This is a genomic window from Luteimonas notoginsengisoli, from assembly GCF_042648885.1.
Classification (GTDB): Bacteria; Pseudomonadota; Gammaproteobacteria; order Xanthomonadales; family Xanthomonadaceae; genus Luteimonas; species Luteimonas notoginsengisoli.
In genome coordinates, this window is sequence record NZ_JBHRYF010000014.1 from 20,497 (window position 1) to 35,966 (window position 15,470).

Annotated in this window: 18 protein-coding genes; 2 read left to right on the plus strand and 16 right to left on the minus strand. The window is 69.3% G+C overall.

The annotated features are described in order from the left end of the window. Positions 1-247: 247 nt before the first annotated feature. The 4 genes from ACFOM9_RS14440 to surE form a co-directional block, all read right to left on the minus strand. Positions 248-1,039, minus strand: a complete 792-nt coding sequence (locus ACFOM9_RS14440; protein ID WP_386712349.1) for a peptidoglycan DD-metalloendopeptidase family protein — start codon at positions 1,037-1,039, stop codon at positions 248-250. Positions 1,040-1,106: 67 nt separating this feature from the next. Then, entirely contained in the window at positions 1,107-1,757 is a 651-nt protein-coding gene (locus ACFOM9_RS14445; RefSeq protein ID WP_386712352.1) for an exopolysaccharide biosynthesis protein, read from the minus strand. Between the two features lie 47 nt (positions 1,758-1,804). Beyond that, on the minus strand, positions 1,805-2,488 hold the full coding sequence (locus ACFOM9_RS14450; protein WP_386712355.1) for a protein-L-isoaspartate(D-aspartate) O-methyltransferase: 684 nt from the start codon (positions 2,486-2,488) through the stop codon (positions 1,805-1,807). Further along, positions 2,485-3,267 carry a 5'/3'-nucleotidase SurE gene (gene surE, locus ACFOM9_RS14455; protein WP_386712358.1) on the minus strand — a complete coding sequence of 261 codons (783 nt, stop codon included), beginning with the start codon at positions 3,265-3,267 and terminating at the stop codon, positions 2,485-2,487. Before surE ends, ACFOM9_RS14450 begins: the two co-directional genes overlap by 4 nt. A gap of 109 nt (positions 3,268-3,376) precedes the next feature. Here surE and ACFOM9_RS14460 point away from each other — a divergent pair, with 109 nt between their 5' ends. Next, a complete protein-coding gene (locus tag ACFOM9_RS14460) occupies positions 3,377-3,931 on the plus strand; it encodes a Smr/MutS family protein (protein ID WP_386712361.1) in 555 nt (184 codons plus the stop codon). Between the two features lie 11 nt (positions 3,932-3,942). Here ACFOM9_RS14460 and ACFOM9_RS14465 read toward each other — a convergent pair whose 3' ends face one another. The 11 genes from ACFOM9_RS14465 to ACFOM9_RS14515 all read right to left on the minus strand — a co-directional run bounded on the left by ACFOM9_RS14465 (position 3,943) and on the right by ACFOM9_RS14515 (position 12,418). After that, on the minus strand, positions 3,943-4,188 hold the full coding sequence (locus ACFOM9_RS14465; RefSeq protein ID WP_386712364.1) for a hypothetical protein: 246 nt from the start codon (positions 4,186-4,188) through the stop codon (positions 3,943-3,945). Positions 4,189-4,274: 86 nt separating this feature from the next. Then, positions 4,275-5,336 (minus strand): tRNA pseudouridine(13) synthase TruD, encoded by a 1,062-nt coding sequence (gene truD / locus ACFOM9_RS14470; RefSeq protein WP_386712367.1) that lies wholly within the window; start codon positions 5,334-5,336, stop codon positions 4,275-4,277. Positions 5,337-5,410: 74 nt separating this feature from the next. Further along, positions 5,411-5,923, minus strand: coding sequence for a 2-C-methyl-D-erythritol 2,4-cyclodiphosphate synthase (gene ispF / locus ACFOM9_RS14475; protein WP_386712370.1), 513 nt, complete (start codon positions 5,921-5,923; stop codon positions 5,411-5,413). A gap of 10 nt (positions 5,924-5,933) precedes the next feature. Then, the gene (locus tag ACFOM9_RS14480; protein ID WP_386712373.1) at positions 5,934-6,296 is read right to left on the minus strand and encodes a type II toxin-antitoxin system PemK/MazF family toxin; all 363 of its coding nucleotides are present in this window, start codon (positions 6,294-6,296) and stop codon (positions 5,934-5,936) included. A gap of 32 nt (positions 6,297-6,328) precedes the next feature. Beyond that, on the minus strand, positions 6,329-7,033 hold the full coding sequence (ispD, locus tag ACFOM9_RS14485; RefSeq protein ID WP_386712683.1) for a 2-C-methyl-D-erythritol 4-phosphate cytidylyltransferase: 705 nt from the start codon (positions 7,031-7,033) through the stop codon (positions 6,329-6,331). Then, positions 7,033-7,371: a cell division protein FtsB gene (ftsB, locus tag ACFOM9_RS14490; protein WP_386712376.1), complete on the minus strand. Its 339-nt coding sequence runs from the start codon at positions 7,369-7,371 to the stop codon at positions 7,033-7,035. Before ftsB ends, ispD begins: the two co-directional genes overlap by 1 nt. 10 nt (positions 7,372-7,381) lie before the next feature. Continuing rightward, complete coding sequence (gene eno / locus ACFOM9_RS14495) at positions 7,382-8,668, minus strand: phosphopyruvate hydratase (protein WP_386712379.1); 1,287 nt, start codon at positions 8,666-8,668, stop codon at positions 7,382-7,384. Between the two features lie 158 nt (positions 8,669-8,826). Next, positions 8,827-9,657: a 3-deoxy-8-phosphooctulonate synthase gene (kdsA, locus tag ACFOM9_RS14500; RefSeq protein WP_386712382.1), complete on the minus strand. Its 831-nt coding sequence runs from the start codon at positions 9,655-9,657 to the stop codon at positions 8,827-8,829. A gap of 100 nt (positions 9,658-9,757) precedes the next feature. Next, positions 9,758-11,440: a CTP synthase gene (locus ACFOM9_RS14505; RefSeq protein ID WP_386712385.1), complete on the minus strand. Its 1,683-nt coding sequence runs from the start codon at positions 11,438-11,440 to the stop codon at positions 9,758-9,760. Positions 11,441-11,565: 125 nt separating this feature from the next. Further along, entirely contained in the window at positions 11,566-11,958 is a 393-nt protein-coding gene (locus ACFOM9_RS14510; RefSeq protein ID WP_386712388.1) for a hypothetical protein, read from the minus strand. Positions 11,959-12,127: 169 nt separating this feature from the next. Beyond that, entirely contained in the window at positions 12,128-12,418 is a 291-nt protein-coding gene (locus ACFOM9_RS14515) for a hypothetical protein (RefSeq protein WP_386712391.1), read from the minus strand. 179 nt (positions 12,419-12,597) lie between these two features. Here ACFOM9_RS14515 and parE point away from each other — a divergent pair, with 179 nt between their 5' ends. Next, on the plus strand, positions 12,598-14,520 hold the full coding sequence (gene parE / locus ACFOM9_RS14520; protein WP_386712394.1) for a DNA topoisomerase IV subunit B: 1,923 nt from the start codon (positions 12,598-12,600) through the stop codon (positions 14,518-14,520). A 113-nt stretch (positions 14,521-14,633) separates the two neighbouring features. Here parE and hutG read toward each other — a convergent pair whose 3' ends face one another. Further along, positions 14,634-15,431: an N-formylglutamate deformylase gene (hutG, locus tag ACFOM9_RS14525; RefSeq protein WP_386712397.1), complete on the minus strand. Its 798-nt coding sequence runs from the start codon at positions 15,429-15,431 to the stop codon at positions 14,634-14,636. Positions 15,432-15,470: the final 39 nt, after the last annotated feature.

Sequence of the window (15,470 nt, forward strand, 5' to 3'; positions counted from 1 at the left end):
GTATCCTGTGGGAGCGGCTTCAGCCGCGAGCGCTTTCGGCCGGCGCGTCACAGGCAAGAGCTCGCGGCTGAAGCCGCTCCTACAAAGCTAGGTACGGGTTGCGGCGCTCAGCGTTCGAAAAATGGCCAGCGGGCTGTCGGCTTGGCCCGCGTGTGATCCAGCGCGGTTCGTACCCCGCAGGAACGCGCGTTGGTGAATGCCGCCGCGCCGCGCCGGATCGGCATCCCGCATCCGGCGCCCGACGGAATCAGCGCCTCGGCAGGTAACCCAGGGGATCGACCGGCTTGCCGTCGTGGCGGATCTCGAAGTGGAGCATGTCGCGCGCCGCGCCGCTGCGGCCCATTTCGGCGATCTGCTGACCGGCCTTCACCACCTGGCCTTCGTTGACCAGCCGCGCGCGGTTGTGGCCGTAGGCCGAGAGCCACTCGTCGTTGTGCTTGACGATCACCAGTTCGCCGTAGCCCACCAAGCCGGAGCCTGAATACACCACCACGCCATCGGCGGCCGCGCGCACCGGCTGGCCGCCGGTCCCGGCGATGTCGACGCCCTGCTTGGTGGGATCGCCGGCGCGATAGGTCCCGACGAGCTGCCCCTCGGTGGGCCAGCGCCAGCTGAACGGGCTGGAGGCGGCGACCGGACGCGGCGTGCTGGCTGGCGCGCCGGCCGGCGTCTTGCCCGCGGACGGCGCCGGACGCGGTGTCGTCGTCGGTCGCGAGGACGGCCTGGCTGCGACACCCGCGCGACCGCTGCGCGGATACAGCTTCAACTGCTGGCCGGGATAGATGGTGTACGGCGGAGCGATGTTGTTCCAGGTCGCCAGGTCGAGGGTGGTGATGCCGTTGTTGGTGGCGATGCGGTACAGCGTGTCGCCGCGGCGCACGGTGGTGGTCGCGCCGTATTTGGGCGTGGAGACCCGCGTGCCGCCCTCGCGCACGACATGGCTGCTGCCGCAGGCGGCCAGGACCAGCAGCGCCAGCGAAGCTACTGCGGCGGCGACGATGCGCGATGAGGAGGTGCCGGTACGTTTCGTCTTGATCATGCGGCGAGCGGATCCTTCTGGTCGGGCCAAAGGCGGCAGCTGCGTCATGGCGCGGCGAACACGACGCTCAGCCGGTCAGCCGCTGCAGCAATTCGCGCGCGGCGACGCTGCCACCGCCGATCAGGATACCGAAGTACACGATCGTTCCCACGTTCGCGAGATGGCCCAGCAGCACGGCGACGCCGTCGCGCTGGATCAGCCCGGCGGCGAGAAACAGCAGGGCCAGCGCCGGCAGCGTGTTGCTGAAGGGCACGAAGCCGAACGGCGCCATCAGCAACAGCGCGGCGAGGATGAATGCAAGATTGTTGACCAGGTTCGGGATGCCGCCGTTGACGAGCGCGCGCAGCCGGTGCGGCCGGCTGATCCGTTCGAGCCGCTGCACCCACACCATGCCTGCGGACAGCCCAGGCCGCAGGCGGTCGACGGGCAGCGCCTTCGCGCGCAGTCGCGCGGGCAGCCACAGCGGCCGCCCGACCAGCCGGCTGATGCCAACCAGCAGGATCGCCGCGCCGAACACGGTGCTGACACCGGGGATCGACACCGGGATCAGGAACACCAGGGTCAACAGCATGGTCAGCAGCAGCAGACCTTCTTCCCCGAACACGTCGAGCAGTTCGCCCAGCGTCAGGTGGTCCTGCGGCAGACCGGCGATGATGCTGGCGAGCTGCTCGCCCAGCGAGGCCGGATCGCCGTCGCCGCCCGGCTGCGCAGCCGTCATGTCGTGCTCCACGGCTGCGGGTATCCCCGTTGCGGTTGCGATGACATTCAGTCGACCAGGCCGGACAGCAACGGCACGAACACCACCGGTGCGAGGCTGGCCTGGCTGATCACGCCGTCGGCGTCCTTGCGCAGGCACAGCAGCGACTGGGCGCCGCTGCCGCCCACCGGCGCCACCAGGGTGCCGCCCGGCGCGAGCTGCGCGCTGAGGGCATCGACCAGAGCCGGCGCGGCGGCGGTGACCACGATGGCGTCGAACGGTCCGTTCTCCGGCCAGCCGATGCGGCCGTCGTCGTGCTTGCTGCGGATGTTGAAGCCCAGCGTGCGGAATCGCTTGCGCGCGGTGCGCAGCAGTTCGCCGATGCGTTCGACGGTATGCACCTCGAGCCCGAGCGCGGCGAGGATCGCGGCCTGGTAGCCGGACCCGGTTCCCACCTCCAGCACCTTCGCCGGCTGCGCACCCTCGGCGAACAGCGCCTCGGTCATCTTGGCCACCACCCACGGCTGCGAGATGGTCTGGCCGTGGCCGATCGGCAGCGCGGTGTCCTCGTAGGCGCGCGTGGCCAGCGCCTCGTCGATGAACAGGTGCCGCGGCACGGTGCGGATCGCGTTGAGCACGCGTTCGTCGGCGATTCCGTTGTCGCGCAGGCGTTCGATCAGCCGGTCGCGAACCCGCTGCGAGGTCATGCCCATGCCGATCGCTTCGGGATGCAGGCGCATGCGCGCGGTCATGCCGTGGCCCCGCGCACTTCGGCGGCCAGGCCACCGACCCAGCTGGCCACCTGTTCCAGCGCCTGATAGCGGGTGAGGTCGACGTGGATCGGAGTGATCGAAATGTGCCCGCTGCGCACGGCATGGAAGTCGGTACCGGGGCCGCTGTCGTGCTCGGCGCCCGCGGGGCCGATCCACCACCAGTCTCGTCCGCGCGGGTCCTGCTGCGCGATGCAGGGCTCGGCGCGATGACGGTTGCCCAGGCGCGCGACCTCGAACCCGGCGACCTCATCCCACGGCAGGTCCGGCACGTTGACGTTGAGGATGGTGTCCGCGGGCAGCGGGTCGGCGGCCAGCCTGGCCACGATCTCCACCGCCGCGCGCGCCGCGGTTTCGTAATGGCGGCCCTGGTGGTCGGCCGTGGCCAGGGACATCGCCACCGCGGGCAGGCCGAGGAAGCGCCCTTCCATCGCCGCGGCCACGGTGCCGGAATAGATGACGTCGTCGCCGAGGTTGGCGGTGTTGTTGATGCCGGACACGACGATGTCGGGCTCGTCCTCGAGCATGCCGGTGATGGCGACATGGACGCAGTCGGTGGGCGTGCCGTAGACGCGCCAGACCGCGGCTTCCTGCTGCACCACGCGCACCGGCGCGTCGAGGGTCAGGGAGTTGCTGGCGCCGGAACGATCGCGATCCGGGGCGACGATCAGCACTTCATGGCCGGCGTTGCGCAGCCCCTGGGCCAGGATCCGGATGCCGGGGGCATCCACGCCGTCGTCGTTGCTCACAAGTACCCGCATGAACCTCTCTTCCGTGCCCCATCGCATTGCCGTTGCGCGACATGATAGCGGATGCGCGCGACCGCTCGCCGACGGTGCGCGGGCGCTGGCGTCGCGCTAGGCTGGGTGCATGGCCGCACGCCGCGATCCACCCGCCGAGGACGTCCCCGACGACGATGCCGCGCTGTTCCGCAGCGCGATCGGCCCGGTGCGCGAATTGCCGGCAGCGCCGCCACCGCCCGCACCGCCGAAGCCGCGGCCCGTGCCGCGCATGGCCCGGCGGGACGAGGAAGACGCCCGCGACGAATTCCAGCGCGCCCTGGATGCGAACGTGCTCGAAGCCGGCGATGCGCTGCGCTACCGGCGCGACGAAGTGCCGCCGCGCGTGCTGCAGCGGCTGGCTCGCGGTGAATATGCGGCGCAGGAGGAACTCGACCTGCACCATGCCGACGGCGCCCAGGCCGAAGCGCTGCTGCGCGGATTCCTGAAAGCCGCACGCGACGGCGGCGTCGCCTGCGTGCGCATCATCCACGGCAAGGGGCTGCATTCGGACAGCCGGATTCCGCCCCTGAAGAACCTGGTCGACCGGATGCTGCGCCAGCGCGCCGACGTGCTGGCGTTCCATTCCGCGCCCGCCGCCCAGGGCGGCGGAGGCGCGGTGCTCGTGCTGCTTGCAAAGCGCTGACGCGCCCCGCTTCAGTGCGACGCGACCAGCACGCGTCGTTCGGGCGGATTCACCCAGTGCACCCGCACGCCGCGCTGGCGCGCCAGGTGCTCGACCTCGGCGATGTACTGGCCGTCGGGACGAGTGCGCATCTCTGTGACCGCGTGACCCGCGACCGCGGATGGCGCGACATAGGCCGACTTCGTGTCCGCCCCGGTGCAGCCGACGAGGCCTGCCAGCACCAGCGACACGACAGCAATACCGGGAATGGCGTTCATGGCGATTCTCCTGCTTGCCCGACGCATGGCCCCATGCCATGCGTCGATTCGACTCTACGCCGGGCGCTTTCGGCGGCCAGTGCCGTTCATGCGCTTCCGACGAACGGTCGCTCGCCGCCCTGCAGGTCGTGTATGTCGCCCAGCTCCGCCAGCACCGTGGTCGCGTAGGCACCGGGCGGCAGGCTGAACGTGATCGCCAGCGCGTCGTCGCCCGCCCATCCCCACTGCAGCGAACCGGGTCGCAGGCGCGTCGCGCGGCGTTCCTGGCGCAGTCCCGCCGCCTCCAGCCCGGCGCGCAGCGCCATTGCCTCGTCTCCGGACAGCGCCCCTTCTTCCACCGCTCGCGCGGCGCCGGTACTGCGCAGGTCGCCGCGCCCCCACAGCGGCGCGCTGGGATGGATGTCGAATCGATCGAGGCGATCGGCCAGTGTTTCGCTCCACGGCTCGGGTCCGAACACGCTGCGGCTGCCCTCCAGCGCCCACACCTCGCCTTCCAGGCCGCGGTTCCACGAGCCATCGCGCACGCGCGCGGCAAGCACCTGGTTGAACAGCTCGGAGCGCGCGGCCGAGAGCAGGTAGGTGCGCTGCGTGCGGGCAACGCGCTGCCCGGTGAACATTGCCAGCGCGTTGCCCACGTTGGCGCCTTCGCGCCCGAAGCGCTGTTCGCCGAAATAGTTGGGCACGCCCGCTTCGACGATGGCCTGCAGGCGCGCGGCGATCGCGGCGCGGTCGCCCCGCACTCCACGAAGCATCAACCGGAAGCAGTTGCCGGCCAGCGCGCCGCGCGGCAGCTTCTTCGCGTGCCACGCGTGGCCGAGCACGCGCAGCCCCTGCGCCTGCAACGCGTCGATGTCAGGCGCCGCGCGTCCGGGCAGGTGCACGGTGAAGCGTTGCCGGGTCACTGCGTGGCGGTCCTTCAGGCCGGCGTATCCGATCGCCATTTCGGCAACCCCGGCCCATTGCGCGATCAGCTTCGCGGCGAAGGCTGTGTTCATGCCACGCTTCTCGATGGCCAGCAGGAGATGTTCGCCGGCGCCGCTTGCGGGGAAGGCGTCGATTTCTTCGACGAAGAAATCTTCGGGGACGCTGCGGATCTTCGCTGCCAGCGCCGCCGCACCATGCGCACAGGGGAGCGCCGTCTCAGCCATGAGCATGTCCCGGCCGCAGCCCTTCGGGTCGCGCCCGAAGCTTGCAGCACGACGCGCCTCGAACCCGACGCAAGCTACGCCTCGTCGCGCACGAGCAGGCAGATCGCCTGCGCGGCGATGCCTTCGCCGCGGCCGGTGAAACCGAGCGCTTCGCTGGTGGTGGCCTTGACGCTGATCGCATCGATGTCGACGCCAAGGTCCTGCGCGATCAGCGCGCGCATCGCGTCGGCGTGCGGGCCGACCTTCGGCCGCTCGCACACCACCGTGATGTCGGCATTGCCGAGTCTCCAGCCGCGTTCGCGCAGCAGCGTTTCGCAGTGGCGAACGAAGGCGCGGCTGTCGGCGTCTTTCCATTGCGCGTCCGAAGGCGGGAAATGGCGGCCGATGTCGCCCAGCGCCAGCGCGCCGAGCATCGCATCGCACAGTGCGTGCAGCACCACGTCGCCGTCGCTGTGCGCCAGGACGCCAAGGTCGTGCGGGACGCGAACACCGCCGAGCATGACGTGGTCGCCTGCGCCGAAGGCGTGGACGTCGTAACCCTGGCCGATGCGTATGTCCATGGCGGTATTGTGCCTGCGCCGGTCCATCCGCGCGCCGTCAACGATGGAAGGAGGCCTGCAGGAAGCGCAGCGCGGCCACCACCTCGTCGACCCGCGGTGCGGAGAGCGTGCCGAGATACTCGCCGAGCTCTTGCCTGTGGATGCTGGACACCTGCGACGCCACCACCAGGCTGCGCCGCGGCAATCCGCCCTCGCCTTCCTCCAGCAGCACGACCCCGGGCTCGGACGCGCGGCCGAGGTTGGTGCTCAGGGCGCAGGCGACGACCGTTGCGATCCGCGAGTGGTTGAACACGTCGTCCTGAACGATGACGTACGGATGCGCGATCGCCGGAATCGATCCGCGCGCTTCGTCGGGTGCGACCCAGAAGATGTCGCCGCGATTGACGGTGCGCGTGCCCATGCCTTGGCCCGTGCCCGGCTGCATCCTGCCGGTCAGCCCCGTCGCGCCAGCACGAATTCGAACCGGGCCAGGTCCGCCGGCGTGGTGACCTTGAAATTGTCGTCCGCGCCTTCGACCAGCAGCGGCCGCAGGCCTTGGCGCTCCATCGCCATCGACTCGTCCGTGACTTCGATGCCGGACGCCTGCGCGGCCTCGAGCGCGCGGGTGAGCTGCAGGCGACGGAACAGCTGCGGCGTCAGTGCGCGCCACAGGCGCTCGCGCGGCTCGGTGCCGTCGATTCCGCCGTCGTCGCCGGAGCGCTTGAGCGTGTCGCGCACGGGCGCGGCCAGGATCGCGCCGACCGGATCGTTGCGCCCGCGTTCGAGCAGCTGGTCGAGGTCCGCGGAAGCGAGGTTCGGACGCGCGGCGTCGTGCACCAGCACGAAGTCGTCGGCACGCACGCTGTCGGGCAGCGCGGCCAGGCCGGCAAGCACCGAGTCGGCGCGCGCGTCGCCGCCGACGCAGGTGAGCAGCGGCTTGCCTTCGATTTCCCGCCAGCGTGGCCAGCGTTCGTCGCCTTCGGCCAGGGCCACCACCGCGCCCTGCACCGTCGGGTGCGCGAGCAGTGCGCGCAGCGTGTGGGCCAGCAGCGGTTCGCCCGCGACTTGCAGGTATTGTTTCGGGACATCGCCGCCGAAGCGCGCGCCGCGCCCGGCCGCGGGCACGACCGCCCAGAGGCCCCGCGCCTGGTCGGCGATCACGGATCGTCCGCCTTCGCCGCATCGTCCTGGGCGGCGGGTTCGGAGGTCGGGCGCTCGACCACGCGGTAGAACGTTTCACCCGGCTTGATCATGCCCAGCTCGCTGCGTGCGCGCTCCTCGACCGCGGCGCCGCCATCGGCGCTCTTGAGTTCGGCCACTTCGGCTGCGAGCGCGTCGTTGCGCTGCTGCAGGCCGCCGTTGTCGCGCTCCTGCTGTTCGACCTGCTGCGACAGCACGCGCACGTCGCCGGCCCCGCCGTGCCCGAACCACAGGCGGTACTGCAGCCACGCAAGCAGCGCCAGCAGGACCAGCGCCGTGAGCCGCAGCATGCGCATGGACGTGCGGTCAGCGCTTCAGCGAGACGAAGGCGTCGCGGCCGGCATACCGGGCATCGGCGCCCAGTGCCTGCTCAATGCGCAGCAACTGGTTGTATTTCGCCACGCGGTCGCTGCGGCACAGCGAGCCGGTCTTGATCTGGGTGGCGGTGGTGGCCACGGCGATGTCGGCGATGGTGGTGTCCTCGGTTTCGCCGGAACGGTGCGAGATCACCGCCGCATACCCCGCCGCGTCGGCCATCGCGATCGCTTCCAGGGTTTCGGTCAGGGTGCCGATCTGGTTGACCTTGACCAGGATCGCGTTGGCGACGCCTCGCTCGATGCCGTCCCTGAAAATGCGCGGGTTGGTGACGAACAGGTCGTCGCCGACCAGCTGGACCTTCTTGCCCAGGCGTTCGGTGAGCAGCTTCCAGCCGCTCCAGTCGTCCTCGGCCATGCCGTCCTCGACGGTGACGATCGGATATTCGTCGCTCCAGCCGGCGAGGAAATCGACGAACTGCTCGCTGGTCAGGCGCTTGCCTTCGCCGACCAGGTGGTACTTGCCGTTGTCGTGGAACTCGGTTGAAGCCACGTCCAGGCCCAGCAGCACGTCTTCGCCTGCGTGATAGCCGGCCTTGCCGATCGCCTCGAGGATGGTGTCGAGGGCTTCGACATTGCTGCGCAGGTCGGGCGCGAAGCCGCCTTCATCGCCCACCGCCGTGCTCAGGCCGTGGCCCTTGAGCACCGACTTGAGCGCATGGAAGATCTCGGTGCCGGCGCGCAGCGCTTCGGAGAACGAAGCAAATCCGACCGGCAGCACCATGAATTCCTGCAGGTCGACGTTGTTGTCGGCATGCGCGCCGCCGTTGATGATGTTCATCATCGGAACCGGCAGCACCGGCGCACGGTCACCGGCGAGCAACTGCCACAGCGGCAGCTTGCGCGAAGCAGCGACGGCATGCGCGTTCGCCAGCGAAACGCCGAGCAATGCGTTGGCGCCCAGCCGGCCCTTGTTCTCGGTGCCGTCGAGGTCGATCAGGCGCTTGTCCAGCGCCGCCTGGTCGTCGGCGTTGAAACCCGCCAGCGCCTGGGCGATGGTGGTGTTGACGTTCTCCACCGCCTTGAGCACGCCCTTGCCCAGATAGCGGGTGCGGTCGCCGTCGCGCAGTTCCACCGCTTCCTTGGAGCCGGTGGACGCGCCGGAGGGCACCATCGCGCGACCGAAGCTGCCGTCGTCGAGCGTGACCTCGGCTTCGAGCGTGGGGTTGCCACGGGAGTCGAGGATTTCGCGGGCGTGGATCCTGGCGATTGTGGTCATCGGTTTCGTCGTATCACTGGGTAGTTGGAGAAATTTCTGGCCGTGGACTTCACGGTGGGGCGCGGATGGCGCTTCTTCTGCCGGCTTGCCGCGTCCGCCTTGGTCGTGTCGCCGGGGCAACCTGTTTTGCGGCCGAAGGAGCTGCGGATCAGGCTGTGCTACGCCATCTCGATGAAGCCGCTCTTCTTGGTGGTGCGGTCGAGTTCGAGCAGGGTTTCGAGCAGCGCGCGCATCTTGGGCAGCGGCCAGGCGTTGGGCCCGTCGCTCAGCGCTTCCTCGGGACGCGGGTGGGTTTCCATGAACAGTCCGCTGACGCCCACCGCCACCGCGGCGCGCGCCAGTACCGGGATGAATTCGCGCTGGCCGCCGCTGCTGCCGCCCTGTCCGCCCGGCAGCTGCACCGAGTGGGTGGCATCGAACACCACCGGGCAGCCGGTGTCGCGCATCACCGCCAGCGAGCGCATGTCGCTGACCAGGTTGTTGTAGCCGAAGCTGGCGCCCCGTTCGCAGACCATGATGTCCGGGTTGCCGGTCGCCCGCGCCTTGTCCACCACCGGCTTCATTTCCCACGGCGACAGGAACTGGCCCTTCTTGATGTTGACCGGCTTGCCGGCCTTGCACACCCTGGTGATGAAGTCGGTCTGGCGCACGAGGAAGGCCGGTGTCTGCAGCACGTCGACGACGCTGGCCACCTCGTCCATGGGCGTGTATTCGTGCACGTCGGTGAGCACGGGCACGCCGATCTGCTTCTTCACTTCGGCCAGCACCTTGAGCCCTTCCTCGAGCCCGGGGCCGCGGAAGCTGGTGCCCGAGGTGCGGTTGGCCTTGTCGAAGCTGGACTTGAAGATGAAGTTGATGCCGAGCGCGGACGTGATCTCCTTCAGCTGCCCGGCGACGTCCAGCTGCAGCTGCATCGACTCGATCACGCAGGGGCCGGCGATCAGGAAGATGGGCTGGTCGAGGCCGACGTCGAATCCGCAGAGTTTCATGACGCGACTCCTGTGGGAGCGGCTTCAGCCGCGAGCTTTTCGTCCCTGCCTGCGCGAATCAACAGCTCGCGGCCGAAGCCGCTCCTGCAGGTGCGCGGGCTCACGCCGACGCTTCCTTGAGCAGCTTGCCGCCGGCCTTGTGCTCGCGCGCGGCGCGGATGAAGCCGATGAACAGCGGATGGCCATGGCGCGGCGTGGACAGGAATTCCGGATGCGCTTGGCAGGCGATGAACCAGGGGTGGTTGGGCAGCTCCACCATCTCCACCAGCAGGTCGTCCATCGACTTGGCGCTGACCACCAGGCCCGCTTCCTCGAGCTGGCTGCGGTAGCGGTTGTTGAACTCGTAGCGATGGCGATGGCGCTCGGCGACCACGTCCTTGCCATAGATCTCGCGGGCCTTGCTGCCCGGCTTGAGGCGCTGCTCCTGCAGGCCCAGGCGCATGGTGCCGCCCAGATCGCTGTCCTCGCTGCGACGCTCGATCTCGCCGGACTGGGTGCGCCATTCGGTGATCAGGCCGATCACCGCGTGCGGCGTGCGCTTGTCGTTCTCGGTGCTGTTGGCGTCGTCGAGCCCGGCGAGGTTGCGTGCGATGTCGACCACCGCCGCCTGCATGCCGTAGCAGATGCCGAAGTACGGGATGCCGTGCTCGCGCGCGTACTGCGACGTCAGCACCTTGCCCTCGAAGCCGCGGTCGCCGAAGCCGCCCGGCACCAGCAGGCCGTCGAGCCCGGCCAGCACCTTGTCCGCGCCGTCGCGCTCGATGTCCTGCGACTCGATCCATTTCAGGTTCACGCGCGTGCGCTGGCGGATGCCGCCGTGCTTGAGCGCCTCGCCAACCGACTTGTAGGCGTCCTTGTGGTCGACGTACTTGCCGACGATGCCGATGGTGACCTCGTCGATCGGGTACTCGGCGGCCTCGACCACGGCCAGCCATTCGGACAGGTCCGCCGACTTCGCCGCGCGGTCGTCCAGGCGCAGGCGCTCGGTGACCACCTGGTCCAGGCCCTGGGCGTGCAGCCACATCGGGATCTTGTGGATGTTGTCCTGGTCCATGACCGAGATCACGGCCTTTTCCGAGACGTTGGTGAACGAGGCGATCTTGCGCCGCTCGCTGTCGGGCAGCGGCTGCTCGCTGCGGCACAGCAGCACGTCGGGCTGGATGCCGATCGAGCGCAGTTCCTTCACCGAATGCTGGGTGGGCTTGGTCTTGAGCTCGCCGGCCGCGGCGATGTACGGCACCAGCGTCAGGTGCATGAACAGCGCCTTTTCGGGCCCGCGCTCGGTGCGGATCTGGCGGATCGCCTCGAGGAACGGCAGGGACTCGATGTCGCCCACCGTGCCGCCGATCTCCACCAGCGCCACGTCGAAGCCGTTGGTCGCGGTGTCGATGCAGCGCTTGATCTCGTCGGTGATGTGCGGGATCACCTGCACCGTGGCGCCGAGATAGTCCCCGGCGCGCTCCTTGCGGATCACGTTCTCGTAGATCTTGCCGGTGGTGATTGAGTTCTTGCCTGACAGGCGGGTGTTGACGAAGCGCTCGTAGTGGCCCAGGTCGAGGTCCGTCTCGGCGCCGTCATCGGTGACGTACACCTCGCCGTGCTGGAACGGGCTCATCGTGCCCGGGTCGACGTTGATGTACGGATCGAGCTTCATCATCGTCACGCGCAGGCCGCGCGCCTCGAGGATGGCCGCCAGGGAAGCGGCGGCAATGCCCTTGCCGAGGGAGGACACCACGCCGCCGGTGACGAAAACGAGCGGGGTGACGGAGCCAGGGGATGTCATGGGATCGGCAGGTCGCTGGAAACCCACATTCTACCGGTTCGACGCCCTCGCGGGAGCCCGCGACGCGCAAACTGCGTGCTGGAAGGGTTTGGCGGAGGAAACCCGGCGTCCCGCCGCGACGTCACCTAGCGCGGGTCGCCGCCCTGCCGCAGGCCTGGCGGGTCTCCGGACCACGTTTCGCGCGGCGAATCGGGCGCTCCGCGCCGATCTGCTGCCGGCTCCGGCCCTCGCGACGAATGCATCGCATCGTCGTGCGCGGAAGCCGCGGCGGCATCCGCCACGTCCGCGAGCAATGCGGTGCCGAGGGCCGCGGCCGCCGAGTTCTCGGCGGGGGCCGACTGCGCCGAGCCCTGCGCCGCCACGGCGCGGGCCGCACGAGTCGCCTTGCGCTGGGCATCGGTCTGCAACTGCGGGGGAAGCCTGCTGACCCCGCTGGCCTGCGACCAGCCGCAAGGGGCGAACGTCGCCAGGGCGGTGGCCACCGTCGCGACGGCAAAGACAACGGAGATCTTGTTCATCACGGCGACTCCCTGGCTGGCCTGGCGTTCCATCGCATCCGCGCGCCAAGCGCGCGCCGCCGCATGGGCCGGATGCTATCGCGCCGCTGCCGCAGTGGACAATCCTGCAACGCAAGACGCCCCGGCAAGCCGGGGCGTCGGGGTCCGCAAACGGACGGCCACTTCGGGCCTAGTTGTCTTCTTCCTCGGGTTCGGCCGCCTGCTCGGCGGCATCGGCTGCCGTATCGCTGGCGTCCGCGGCCGTCTGGGCTTGGCCTTCGGCCGCCTGGGCCTCGCCTTCCGCAACCTGGGCCTTGGCCTCGGCGGCGGTGGCCGCCGCTTCCGCGGCTTCGGCCGATTCCTGCGCCTGCTGCGCGGACTGTTCGGCCTTGGCGGCATCGGTCTGCGACTGGGCGTGCGCCGCGGGGATGGCGAAGGCGGCCGCGATCACGGCGGCCAGGAGGATCTGGGACTGCTTCATCGGTGGTTCTCCCTACGAGTCAATGGTGTGGATTCCGGCACTCGCTCCCCAAGGCGAGCATCGCACGCTAGCCGCCCGATGCCCGCCGGCCACTGAACAACGGGCTTTTAACCTGCGCGCATCGGTAAGCTATGCGCACGCTCCGCAGACCTGCGCCGAACACGAATGGCCCGAAACGAATGAATGCACGCTACGACGCCGCCGACATCGAAGTCCTGTCGGGGCTGGACCCGGTCAAGCGCCGCCCGGGCATGTACACCGACACCACCCGTCCCAACCACCTGGCCCAGGAAGTGGTCGACAACGCGGTCGACGAGGCACTGGCCGGGCACGCGCGCGAAATCGAGGTGGTGCTGCACGCCGACGGCAGCTGCGAGGTCTCCGATGACGGCCGCGGGATGCCGGTGGACCTGCATCCGGAGGAAAAGATCCCGGGCGTCGAACTGATCCTCACCCGCCTGCACGCCGGCGGCAAGTTCAGCAACAAGAACTACACCTTCTCCGGCGGCCTGCACGGCGTCGGCGTGAGCGTGGTCAACGCGCTGTCGAAGCGGCTGGACGTCTACATCAAGCGCGACGGCAACGAATACCGGATGTCGTTCGCCGATGGCGACCGGGCATCGAAGCTGGAAGTGGTCGGCAGCGTCGGCAAGCGCAACACCGGCACCCGACTGCGATTCTGGCCGGACCCGAAATATTTCGACACGCCGAAGTTCAACGTGCGCGCGCTGCGCCACCTGCTGCGCGCCAAGGCCGTGCTGTGTCCCGGCCTGACCGTGCGCCTGTTCGACGAGGCCAGCGGCGAGCGCGACCAGTGGCAGTACGCCGACGGCCTGAGCGACTACCTGCGCGGCGAGCTGGTGGACCGCGACCTGCTGCCGCCGCAGCTGTTCACCGGCCGGCTGGCGAAGGATACGGAAGTCGTCGACTGGGCCGCAGCGTGGGTTGCCGAGGAAGGTCGGCTGGATGGCGACCTGGTGCAGGAAAGCTACGTCAACCTGATCCCCACCGCGCAGCACGGCACCCACGTCAACGGCCTGCGCACCGGGTTCACCGATGCCCTGCGCGAGTTCTGCGACTTCCGCAACCTGTTGCCGCGCGGCGTCAAGCTGGCGCCGGAAGACGTGTGGGACCGGGTTTCCTTCGTGCTCAGCGTCAAGATGACCGATCCGCAGTTCAGCGGCCAGACCAAGGAGCGGCTGTCGTCGCGCCAGGCCGCCGGCTTCGTCGAGAACGCGGCCCACGATGCGTTCTCGCTGTGGCTGAACCAGAACGTCGAGCTCGGCGAAAAGATCGCCCAGCTGGCAATCGAGCGCGCCAGCGCGCGGCTCAAGACCGAGAAGCAGATCACCCGCAAGAAGGTCACCCAGGGCCCGGCCCTGCCCGGCAAGCTCGCCGACTGCATCTCGCAGGACCTGTCGCGCACCGAGCTGTTCCTGGTGGAAGGCGACTCGGCCGGCGGCAGCGCGCGCCAGGCCCGCGACAAGGACTTCCAGGCGATCCTGCCGCTGCGCGGCAAGATCCTCAACACCTGGGAGGTGGCCTCGGGCGGCGTGCTGGCGTCGAACGAAGTGCACGACCTGGCAGTGGCGATCGGCTGCGACCCGGGCAAGGACGACGTCTCCGGACTGCGCTACGGCAAGATCGTGATCCTCGCCGATGCGGACTCCGACGGCCTGCATATCGCCACGCTGCTGTCGGCGCTGTTCCTGAAGCACTTCCCCGCGCTGGTCGCCGCCGGCCACGTGTTCGTGGCGATGCCGCCGCTGTTCCGCGTCGACGTGGGCAAGCAGGTGTTCTACGCGCTCGACGAGGAGGAAAAGCGCCTGCTGCTGGAGAAGATCGAGCGCGAGAAGGGCGACCGCAAGAAAGGCATGTCCGGCGCGATCAATGTGACCCGCTTCAAGGGCCTGGGCGAGATGAATCCGTCGCAGCTGCGCGAATCGACGATCCATCCCGACACGCGCCGACTGGTGCAACTGACGATCGACGACGCCGACGAAACCCGCTCGCTGATGGACATGCTGCTGGCGAAGAAGCGCTCGGGGGACCGCAAGGCGTGGCTGGAAGCCAAGGGCGACCTCGCGACGCTGGAGGTCTGAGTGGCGATGGCCTGTCATGGAGGCGGGCGTGGGAGTTGGCGTGGCCTGGTCGATACGCGGCACCAGGTGCGACGCGAGGGCGACGCCCTCGTTTCGGCCAATCCCGCGGCGCACTAACTGCAGGCCGGCTCACCGGGCTGGAGCGTCGCCTCCAGTAAGCGGCGAACGAGCGCCTGCGCACGCGCGGCGCGCGGGTCGTCGTAGGCGTACGAATCCTCGTCCATGTAGACCCGCTGGCTGATTTCCAGCTGGACCGCGTCGATGCCGTTGCCGGGATCACCGTAGTAGCGCGTGATGTGGCCCCCCTTGAAGCGCCCGTTCACGACGAAGTCGTAGTCGTCCTGCGCGGCCAGTATCCGTTCCAGGCGCGCCTGCAGCCCCGGCGCGCAGCTCGCGCCGCCGGCGGTGCCGAGGTTGAGGTCGGGCAGGCGGCCGTCGAACAGGAACGGCACTTCACCGCGGATCGAATGGCCTTCCCACAGCACGGCGCGGCCATGTCGGGAGCGGATCCGCTGCAGCTCCTCGCGCAGGGCCTCGTGGTATGGGCGCCAGTAGCGATCGACGCGCGCGCGCACCTCGGCTTCATCCGGCTCGCCGCCCTTGAGGTACAGCGGCTCGCCGGTGAACTGCACGATCGGGCACAGGCCGGTCGTGTTCTGGCCCGGATACAGCGAGACGTCGTCCTCGGCGCGGTTGACGTCGACCACGTAGCGCGAGTGCAGCGGCACGATCATCGAGGCGCCGAGGTCGCGGGCGAAGGCGTAGAACCTGGCGATGTGCCAGTCGGTGTCGGGGGTCCGGCGCGCCGAGTCGGTCAGCCGCGACGCGATGTCGGCGGGCAGCCGGGTGCCGTCGTGCGGAACGCTGACCAGCAGCGGCGCGGTGCCACGATGCAGTTTGAAGATGTCCATGCGCGAATCCTAACTCCGCCGGCGACCGGAACCACTGCG